Annotated in this window: 8 protein-coding genes and 1 pseudogene; 1 reads left to right on the forward strand and 8 read right to left on the reverse strand. The window is 32.2% G+C overall.

Translation table 11 applies throughout. The features are described from left to right. Positions 1–402: pseudogene (locus V7056_RS14850) on the reverse strand (M3 family oligoendopeptidase); the annotation flags it as partial. Between the two features lie 316 nt (positions 403–718). Between V7056_RS14850 and V7056_RS14855 the strand changes: the two are divergent. Beyond that, positions 719–2,314: a peptide chain release factor 3 gene (locus V7056_RS14855; protein WP_499703151.1), complete on the forward strand. Its 1,596-nt coding sequence runs from the start codon at positions 719–721 to the stop codon at positions 2,312–2,314. Positions 2,315–2,346: 32 nt separating this feature from the next. On the opposite strand, the gene V7056_RS14860 is transcribed toward V7056_RS14855, so the two are convergent. The 7 genes from V7056_RS14860 to V7056_RS14890 form a co-directional block, all read right to left on the reverse strand. Next, positions 2,347–3,258 (reverse strand): DMT family transporter, encoded by a 912-nt coding sequence (locus V7056_RS14860; RefSeq protein WP_499703153.1) that lies wholly within the window; start codon positions 3,256–3,258, stop codon positions 2,347–2,349. Between the two features lie 16 nt (positions 3,259–3,274). Further along, a complete protein-coding gene (locus tag V7056_RS14865; protein ID WP_499703155.1) occupies positions 3,275–3,823 on the reverse strand; it encodes a GNAT family N-acetyltransferase in 549 nt (182 codons plus the stop codon). Positions 3,824–4,087: 264 nt separating this feature from the next. Beyond that, complete coding sequence (locus tag V7056_RS14870; protein ID WP_499703157.1) at positions 4,088–4,996, reverse strand: SH3 domain-containing protein; 909 nt, start codon at positions 4,994–4,996, stop codon at positions 4,088–4,090. Between the two features lie 159 nt (positions 4,997–5,155). Continuing rightward, positions 5,156–6,628: a DHA2 family efflux MFS transporter permease subunit gene (locus V7056_RS14875; RefSeq protein WP_499703159.1), complete on the reverse strand. Its 1,473-nt coding sequence runs from the start codon at positions 6,626–6,628 to the stop codon at positions 5,156–5,158. Between the two features lie 471 nt (positions 6,629–7,099). Then, positions 7,100–7,348: a DUF3243 domain-containing protein gene (locus V7056_RS14880; RefSeq protein WP_499703161.1), complete on the reverse strand. Its 249-nt coding sequence runs from the start codon at positions 7,346–7,348 to the stop codon at positions 7,100–7,102. A 182-nt stretch (positions 7,349–7,530) separates the two neighbouring features. Beyond that, the gene (locus tag V7056_RS14885) at positions 7,531–8,394 is read right to left on the reverse strand and encodes a DegV family protein (protein WP_499703163.1); all 864 of its coding nucleotides are present in this window, start codon (positions 8,392–8,394) and stop codon (positions 7,531–7,533) included. A 170-nt stretch (positions 8,395–8,564) separates the two neighbouring features. After that, positions 8,565–9,206: a DUF6944 family repetitive protein gene (locus V7056_RS14890; RefSeq protein ID WP_499703165.1), complete on the reverse strand. Its 642-nt coding sequence runs from the start codon at positions 9,204–9,206 to the stop codon at positions 8,565–8,567. Positions 9,207–9,343 lie beyond the last annotated feature (137 nt).

Genomic DNA, 9,343 nt, shown 5'->3' on the forward strand with positions numbered 1-9,343 from the left:
TTCCATTACTAATTCTTCAATAATATTTGTAGAGATTGTTTTAGTTTGTAGTTCTGCAAGAGAAAAAAACTGTTTACCCCATACCTCTTCCAATTGGCTTCTACATTCACAGTTCACAAGAATCCTAAAATAATCGTTTATTAAATTTTGATATATAGGACTAAATTCATCATAAAATTTTTGTTCCTCGGAATAAAAAGAATCGCTTGTATTTCTCATAAATTGTAAATAAGCAAGATTCATCATACTTTCAAAATTTGATCGTAACTGATTTATTTTGCTTATTATATTACTGATTTCTTCAATCTCCCTTGAAAGTTTTAATCGATTAAGAAGATGTTTTAGATCATGCTCCCATTTTTCAATATTAGGTCTCTTATAATTAAATTTCTCGAAATGCATACATTTCACTACCTTCAGTTTTTTTATTGACTAGATTCATAAACACTCATTCACGAAATCCTCTTCTAATCTGTTTACATGTTTTTGAGTAAATATAAACGACAATGTCCTGAATTTATACATTATTTATTCCATATGTCATGTAATATTACCTTTTATTGGAAACAACCCTTTCATTTGCGAACTATTTGGTAATAATGAAGGTACTATAACTTTTTTACTATGTTGTTTCATCGAGAGAGTAATTCTTGTATAATAGAAAAGATGTGAAATAATTAACTTACTATTTTTGTTTTTAGAAAGGACTTTATAATAGATGGCAAATAAAGATTTAATTAACCAAGTTGCAAAGCGCCGTATTTTTGGGATCATTTCTCACCCAGATGCTGGTAAAACAACTTTAACTGAAAAATTACTATTACACGGTGGAGCAATTCGTGAAGCTGGTACTGTAAAAGCACAAAAAAACTCTAAATATGCTAAATCTGACTGGATGGAAATTGAGAAACAACGTGGGATTTCTGTTACTTCTTCAGTTATGCAATTTGAATACGATGAAAAAATGGTCTCAATTATGGATACACCAGGTCATAATGATTTCGGTGAAGATACATACCGTGTATTAACTTCTGTTGATAGTGCAGTGATGGTAATTGATGCTGCTAAAGGTATTGAGGCGCAAACGAAAAAGCTTTTCCAAGTATGTCGTATGCGTGGAATTCCGATTTTCACTTTCATGAATAAATTAGATAGACAAGCAAAGGATCCATTAGAATTAATGGAGGAACTTGAAGAAGTTCTTGGAATGCCTTCAGTCGCTGTAACATGGCCAATTGGTAGTGGTATGCAATTTGAGGGTGTTTATGATCGTCTTGAAAATGAAGTTCACCTTTTCAGAAAAGATGAAGTCATTAAGCTTGGAAAAGATGGTGTTCATGGACCTGAATTAGAAGCTCATTTAGAAGCGACAAACCTAGAGAACTTAAGAGATGAAGTTGATCTTTTAGAAGGTGCTGGGAATGAATTTAATATTGAATTGGTACAATCTGGTGAATTAACACCTGTATTTTTTGGAACTGCATTAGTTGATTTTGGGGTTACACCATTTTTAAATCATTTCTTAGATATGTCACCTGCTCCTGGTCCACGTAAAACGATCAATGGTGAAGTGAATCCAACAGATGAAACGTTTAGTGGCTTTATTTTTAAAATCCAAGCTAATATGAATCCGGCGCACCGTGACCGAATTGCATTTGTACGTATTTGTTCTGGTGTATTTGAACGAGGAATGAACGTAATGCTTTCTCGTACTGGGAAACAAATCAAACTGAGTCAATCTACTCAATTAATGGCAAATGATCGTGAAACTATTGATAAAGCATATGCTGGGGATGTAATCGGTATTTATGATTCTGGAACATATCAAATTGGTGACACAATTACGGCTGGTAAACAAAAAATATACTTTGAGCCATTACCTACCTTCCCACCAGAATTATTCTTACGTGTAAGCCCAGTAAACTCATTAAAGTCTAAGCACTTCCATAAAGGTGTCGAACAATTAGCCCAAGAAGGTGCGATTCAAGTTTATAAAAATGAATTCAATGAAGTTATACTTGGAGCAGTTGGTCAGCTTCAATTTGAAGTTTTCGAGTACAGATTAAAAAATGAGTATGGTTCTGATATTCGTAAAGATCACGTTGATTATAATATTGCACGTTGGGTAAAAACAGATGATGTGAAAGGCTTAAAAAAATATCAAGATATGCGTAATATGCTTGTATATGACCGCTTTGAACGTCCTTTATTCTTATTTGCAAATGAATTTACATTTAATCGATTCCAAGAACGTCATGAAGAGCTTGAGCTTGTAGAAGCACTTGATGTAAATAATGAAATCGCTCCTGAATAATAAAAAAGTGGCTGAATGATTCAGCCACTTTTTTATGCCTTTTTCGAAGAATAATTTATAGTTGATAGATTTTTTGGCTCTTTTATCGATAAATAAACAGCCAATAAAATTAATAAGCTACCTACATAAAATGAAGTTTTTATCGATTCGTTTAATAAGAAAAAGCCAAAAACCGTCCCAATTAGTGGTTGGAAAAAGAAAAACAATGACCCTGTAGAAGTATCAATGAATTCAAATCCTTTATTCCACAAATAAAATGCCCCTGCAGTAGAGATTGTTCCTAAAAATATAACCCCCATCCATATCCAAAAATTTAATGTTAATGAACTTGGATTTTGAACTTGTTCAACTACTGTAAAAGGAATTGTAAAAATTACACCAAATACAGTTGCCCATGTTGTAACTGTTAAAGAAGAGTATTTTTTAGTTTGTGCTTTACTTAAAACTGTATATAATGCCCAAGTTATAGCAGCGCCAAATAAAATGATATTACCATAATAAGCACCATAATCTGTATTTCCTGTTGGTAATCCAATCACTACGACCACACCTATTGTCGCTAACAATAATGAAATGATTTTACGATTGTTTATTTTCTCTTTTAAAATGAGGAATGCAAAAAATGAAATTAATGCAGGTGAAGCAGAAGTTATTAATGATCCCATTGCCGCTCCAGAAAGCTTGGTACCGATAAATTGAAGACCAATTGAACCAGAGTACCCAACTAAACCAATCATTGCAATTGGTAATAAGTCTTTTTTATCTATTTTCCATGATTTTTGAATGATACTAATAATCCCTAAAGTAATTAGAGCTAATAAAAATCTCATTTCCAGTAAAAGCCATGGAGAAATATGATCTAAAACAACTTTACTAACAACATAAGTCATTCCCCATATACTCGCAGCTAAAGATAAATAGACTGCACCTTTAAAAAAATTCATTTATTCTTCTCATCTCCTACCCTACCCAATCATTTTTTGTCAATTCGAAAACAAACTCATTCACTATCTGACCTTTAAAAAGACTATTTTCTATTTTTTTCACCTGTGTAAAGCCCATTCTTTTTAAAAGCTTGATAGAGGATTCATTTTGTTCAACAGCAATCGCTTGAATACTTTCTTTATGTAAATCGTTAAATAGATGGTTTATTAGCCCTTTTAGTGCTTCTGATGCATACCCTTGCTTTTGAAATTGTGGATCTAATGTAAATCCAATCTCAATTGTATTATGCGGTAGCTTTAACGTATGGATACCAAAATCTCCAATCAGTCTTCCACTTTCCTTTTGTTCAATCGCAACTTGTACCCATGTGTCTGGAACATTTGCGATTGCAATTTTTTGTTTTTCAATAAATGAAATTGCTTGTTCATATGAATAGTTCTGCCACCCTTGATATTTTGCGATTTCAGGATTAGCTCGATATTGATAAAAGTATTCCAAATCTTCGTCTTTAAATCTTCTTAATTGTAATCGTTCGGTTTTAAATTCTATAAAATGATGTAGCATATATTCACCTCTAAGTTAAAATCGATTCATCCTAGCATTTTTATTATACTTTGAAAATTCAAAATAAGTATATCGAAATTTTTCATCTTCAAAATACTTATAAAAGTATGCTTTATCATGATAACTACTCTGACATTATACGAATGGAACTGGTATGTTCACGTTTTTACTTTAACTTACTTCCTTGTATCAAGTTCTCAGATAATTTTAGCCATGATTTATAGCAAAAAAAATACTGATCATTAAATGATCAGTATTTTTAAGTTAATAATTTGTTACTTTATTAAAAGGCGTTTGAATAATAATTGGTTTTTTGGCTGGGTCTAGCCATTTTAAAATAGAAATCACATTTGTTTTTGCTGTTGCTGTACAACCAGCTGTATATCCAGAAGAACCAGCAATGTGAAAGAAAATGGCACTTCCTTTTCCAGGTGTTCTTGATACATTGTAGTTGATCACAAATCCATAATTATAAAGAGAAATATTCATCTTTTCAGCGCTATTCCATCTTCCGTTGTTTTTAGAAGCAGATTGCCATGTATTATAAAGTGTACTTTTGGAATCATCTACCCACACATCATCAGCTGTTATTTTTCGATAAGGTAATTTTGTACCGGGATTAACATATCTTCCAAATGCTGTTGTGATCGTATACTTTCCTTCTGGCGTTTCATAATCACCTTCATGTTTATTTGAAATCATTCCATTTTTGCCAATAACGCCTGAAAATGTATTGCGTTTTTTCCATCCGCTATCGTATTTTTCAAATGTCTCAATCACAACATTTCTAGTACTTTCATTATCTGCAGTTACAATAATTAGTTGCTTAGAAGTACCAAGCGTTTTCATATTATTTACGGTTGATGATGCAATTCTACTTGTGGATTTTCTAATATATTTACTGGAAACCCACCCTGTTTTCGTACCAGAAGTTATTTTATACCAGCCTGTCACACTACTTGTAATGCTTACTATAGCACCTTTTTTAATAGTGGCAACGACCTTATAATTTGTGCTAGGTCCACTTCTGATATTTAAACTAGTAGCAGTTACAGTTCCTTTAATGGTAGCTGCTTCAACAGTTTGAACACTAGAAGGTATCAAATTTAGGTTTAATAACCCTCCTGTAAAAATTGATAATGCTAGTGTCGCTTTCAAAATTCGTTTTTTCATACGATCGCTCCAATATGTATATGATCTAGGTTGTTGAGCTTTCATTATACATAATTAATGTTTACAAAATGAGGTCATTTTCATTACAAATTCATGTACTATAAATCACTTGTTAATAAAAAAACAGAAGCTCATTTAAGCTTCTGTTTTATAAATAAATTAATGTCCAACCATCATGCTTGATTTTGCTTCTTCATCAAGTTCGCCTTGATCAATATCACTAGCTACTGGTTTGCGTAAAATAATCGATAAAACAGCACCTGCTAGAGCAATTCCTGCTGCTAGTAAGAATGTATCTCCGTATGCCGAAATCATAGCTTCTAAAGGATTTGCGATTTTAGTCATATAATCCTTTGTACTTGATGTTAAGAATCCAGCCATACCAGCAACCGCAAATGATACCATTACTTGTTGCGCTGCTGATGTTAAAGAAGTAACGCGACTTACAAGGTGTCTTGGAGCAGATTGTAATACGTGCGTATTGATTGCCATCATTGAAATACCCATTCCAGCACCCATCATTGCAAGTGTAAGAATAATAAAGACATTTGTTGAATCAAGTGTAATCGTTGAGAATAAATATAGAGCACCTGTTATAACTGATAAACCAACTAATGCAAGTGGTCTTGCACCAACTTTATCATATAATTTTCCACCGATTGGCATCATTAAAGCAGATGCAACAGCTTGTGGAAGCATAATTAAACCTGTTTCAAAAGCACCATAGCCTTTAACAGTTTGTAAATATAAAGGAACAATTAAGAATGAACCAAATAATGCAATTTGCATGATCCATGTAATTAAGATACTTCTAGTAAAATCAGAAGACTTAAACACTCTTAGTTCAAGAAGTGGTTGTTTTTGTCTTAATTCAACAACGATAAATAATAATAAAGCTACTCCACCTACAATTAAACCTGTTAATGTCTGAGTAGATGTCCAGCTTGTAGAGCTTTCACTAACACCATAAGCTAACATTGAAAATGCGATTGGTGCTAGGATGATTCCAAATTTATCTAGTGAAGGAACTGTTTTTGTTTCAAAATTCGGTAAATATTTCATACCTACGATCAACCCAATAATTCCAATTGGTAAATTAATTAAGAAAATCCAGTGCCAAGTCGAGAATTCAACAAACCAACCTGAAATGACTGGTCCTAAAGCTGGAGCTAAAAGCATTGGAATTCCAAGCATTCCCATGATTGAACCCATTTTTTCTGGAGGAGCTAAACGGAAAATAATAGCCATACCAATTGGTGCTACCATACCGCCACCAAGACCTTGAATGATACGATAAATAATTAATTGCTCAGGCGACTGTGCCACTGAACATAATACCGAACCGATTGTAAAAAATAAAATTGTGATTAAAAAGATTCGCTTTGCGCCAAAACGATCTGACATCCATCCGGCTAATGGAATAACTGCAGATAGTGCTAATGTGTAACCAGTGATCGTCCATTGCATTGTATCCAAATCAGATTTGAAATACTCTACAATACCTGGCATAGCTACGTTTACTACAGTACTATCTAATATAACCATGATCATACCAATAATTACCGCCATCACTGGACCGATTATTGTTTTGATATTAAAAGGCGTTTCTACAGCCTCATTTTGCTTACTCATATGCCAACCCCATTTCCCCTAATATAAATGCTAAAAATAATGACTCATGACAGTTCTGAAGTACTTTACCATACATTTATGAATTGAATATGAACTGTTTTTTCCTAAAAATGCAAAACAGAAAACTAATCATACAAAAATAAATGGTAAAAGTAAACAGCAAAAGTGTTCTTGAACAAAGTACAGTATATAAGATTAGTTAGGTATGTTCAAGTTTATTTTTTGTAAATTTAAACAATAATGAGAGTGATTTGCTTTTTTTACTACTTCCATCTACAGCCAATAACTGAATTACTTTTTTATTACTAAAGTTTTCATTTGAAAGATAAGCTTTGACATATTAAATTGTTAATTTTAGCTAAACAAATAATTCGTGAAATGGACATTCTTTTTTAACAGCGCTAAAAAATAAAAAGTCCCTGTAAAAAATTACAGGGCTATTCTTTACTATATTTTCATTTATAAAAATTATTATTTATTTTTTACGTACTTAATCATTAAATTTGCAATTGTATGTTGCTCTTGTTCATCAGCAACTTCCCATAAATCCTTAAGAACTTGCTCTTCTGCATTTTTAGGATCTACTTCATTTGCTAAATAATCTCCTAGGCGATAAGCCATTTCAGAAACAGCTCCGTCAGCTAGTCCTTTTTCATTCGAAGCATCTAAACGATTTCCTAAAAAATCTTTCCATTGATCCCAATTATCTAAAATTGACATTCTTTTTCACCCCATCAAATCGTATTTGTAAAGATTACATAAATACTATTTACTTTTTTTAAGGTAAATATGTATGAATTATTGTCCGGGGAATATTTTCAGAATATTGGGAATACTTTCGACAAAATACAACCAATTTCATTTCAGTTCAACGAAATTGGTCATTTATATAAAATTTTATGTTAGTTATTGTCTGAATTCATAAAGAAAATAGCTAAAGTTCCTGGACCAGCATGTGCGCCAACTGCCGAACCAATGGAATGGATAATAAAATCTTTACATCCGAACATCTCACTCATAGCATTTTTTAATTCGGTTGCTCTTTCAATGTCATCACCATGGGAAATACCAACCATTTGATTTGATAAATTTACGCCTCTAGACTCCATTATTTCAAGCATCCTTTTTAAGACCTTTTTTGATCCACGAATTTTTTCTAATGGAATTAATTTTCCGTCTTCAACATGAAGGATTGGCTTGATATTTAATAAATTACCAACAAAACCAGCAACTTTACTTACACGTCCACCACGTACTAAATATTGTAAGTCATCAACAGTGAAAATGTGTTCAATATGGTTGATGGAGTGATGAATTTGAGTCATTATTTCCGCTTTAGACTTACCTTCATTTGCAAGGATTGCAGCCTTAACTGCTGCTAAGCCTTGTCCAATTGATGCACACTTTGTATCAACAATCTCTATATCAAAAGCAGGAAATTCTTCGACAATTTCGTTTTTCACCATAACTGTTGATTGATATGTACCTGATAGTTCAGATGAGAAGGCTAAATAAATACAAGGAATATTCTCTTTTGCATATTTTATAAATGTACTATGTATACGGTCGTATGATGGCAAAGATGTTTTAAATACTTTTCCATTTCGCATTTCTGAAAATAAAGTCGATGAATTTAACGTCTCACCATCTAGATACTCTTTTTCGTCCTCAGAATAAACACGTAACGGAATCACATCAATTTGATATTGTTCTAATACTTCTTTAGGCAAATCAGCCGCGCTATCTGTAATTATTTTTACATTCATACTTTTTACCTCTGTTTTCTTTTAATAATATTATTTTCTCATAAAATTGCTTAAATGAATAAAAAAATGTTTTTTATTTAAAGTAAAACATTTAAAGGTATTCCTAACAAGTATTAACTCTCAAATTTTCTATATTTATGTTACATTTCTCATTATTTGTAACCTTTTATTCATATTTTTGGGTAATAACCATAGCGAGTGCCTTTAGTTTCCTCTTCTGACTCTATTGAATTGGTTACTGCAAAAACGATTAGGATTGAGCCTAAAACTTGTACCCAACTACCAAAAAATAAAAGTTGTTCCCCAACAGCATCATTTTGATTAAGAAGGGCAACATTCCCTATTCCATCAATCATAGCACCTATTGCTATTAATTCATTTCCGAAAACTTCAAATTTTACTAATACACCTTCTTCTTGTCTAGCACCCTTCGCTTCAAATGATGCACCTATTGATTGAATCACACTACCTAAAGCGTTTAATTTTTCCCCCTGATCAATCGATCCACTGATTTCTAGTTCTGTTGCAAGTGTATTTGTTGCATTTCCTGCAGCTTGAATCCAGCTACCTAACAAGATTGTTAATAAATGCTCATTATTGCCATTGCCACTTTCACTTTTTATTAATTTTTCTCTTCCAACTGACTGAATTGAATTTCCAAAAGCTTCGATTGCATTTCCTTTTGCAAACAGCTTCTTTCCAAAGTTCGTACCAATAATGTGTTTACTTGTAACGCCTACAGCTGAGGTCACTGTTCCAAATAACAAAAACCATGCGCCTGTTATAATGAGTTCCTCACCTACGTTACTCATTTTTTCACCTCCATTAAAATGTTAGTTATGTATCATATTATTCACCTTGTTTATTAATTGACAATTTAGTGATTATCATGTGAAGTATCACTAATAAACAAAGCTTTATTTAATAAATCTATAATTCTATTAATATA

Origin of the sequence: Bacillus sp. JJ664 (assembly GCF_036962205.1) — a bacterium.
GTDB lineage: Bacteria > Bacillota > Bacilli > Bacillales > Bacillaceae_G > Gottfriedia.

What these genes read in the sequence shown, in the direction of transcription:
- V7056_RS14865 (WP_499703155.1), bottom strand. Translation starts at nt 3,823, where the DNA reads ATGCTACATCATTTTATAGAATTTAAAACCGAACGATTACAATTAAGA.
- V7056_RS14875 (WP_499703159.1), bottom strand. Translation starts at nt 6,628, where the DNA reads ATGAGTAAGCAAAATGAGGCTGTAGAAACGCCTTTTAATATCAAAACA.
- V7056_RS14885 (WP_499703163.1), bottom strand. Translation starts at nt 8,394, where the DNA reads ATGAATGTAAAAATAATTACAGATAGCGCGGCTGATTTGCCTAAAGAA.
- V7056_RS14860 (WP_499703153.1), bottom strand. Translation starts at nt 3,258, where the DNA reads ATGAATTTTTTTAAAGGTGCAGTCTATTTATCTTTAGCTGCGAGTATA.
- V7056_RS14880 (WP_499703161.1), bottom strand. Translation starts at nt 7,348, where the DNA reads ATGTCAATTTTAGATAATTGGGATCAATGGAAAGATTTTTTAGGAAAT.
- V7056_RS14890 (WP_499703165.1), bottom strand. Translation starts at nt 9,206, where the DNA reads ATGAGTAACGTAGGTGAGGAACTCATTATAACAGGCGCATGGTTTTTG.
- V7056_RS14855 (WP_499703151.1), top strand. Translation starts at nt 719, where the DNA reads ATGGCAAATAAAGATTTAATTAACCAAGTTGCAAAGCGCCGTATTTTT.
- V7056_RS14870 (WP_499703157.1), bottom strand. Translation starts at nt 4,996, where the DNA reads ATGAAAAAACGAATTTTGAAAGCGACACTAGCATTATCAATTTTTACA.